Source organism: Pseudomonas sp. D47 (assembly GCF_045447305.1).
Taxonomy (GTDB): Bacteria; Pseudomonadota; Gammaproteobacteria; order Pseudomonadales; family Pseudomonadaceae; genus Aquipseudomonas.
In genome coordinates, this window is record NZ_JBJGXU010000184.1 from 1 (window position 1) to 474 (window position 474).

A 474-nucleotide genomic window follows, 5' to 3' on the forward strand; every position below is an offset into this window, starting at 1 on the left:
AACCAGCGGTACTGTTCCTGATTACACGATTGTTGCTAGCGATGCCGGTAAGGTGCTGGAAGTGTCGGTGCAGCCAAAGAACCTTGCTGGTGTAGCCGGCAATGTGGAGACCACGACGACGGCGAACTCGACCGGTACCACCGGCGGTGACGGTGCAGGGGGTGTGATTAACCTGACCGTCGCCCCGGTCATCGCTGACCTTAAGATTAGCGGTACGTTGAATGTTGGGCAGAGCCTGACGGCGAGCTATACCTTCGATGCAAATAACGGTGCACCGCTCGATAAGTCGACGTATGCCTGGGGTTACAAAGGCGCGACAGAGGCAGCGGTAGGCAGCGGCAACACTGTTGCAACCAGCGGTACTGTTCCTGCTTACACGATTGTTGCTAACGATGCCGGTGAGGTTATAGAAGTGTCGGTCCAGGCGAAGAACAATGCGGCCACCCCTGTGGCGGGTAATATGCTGACTAGCAG

1 protein-coding gene is annotated in these 474 nt (G+C 56.8%); it reads left to right on the forward strand.

Features of this window, described 5'->3' with window-relative positions:
• The coding region (locus tag ACI77I_RS32155) for a hypothetical protein (RefSeq protein WP_407000235.1) at nucleotides 1–474 on the forward strand (474 nt) is incomplete at both ends.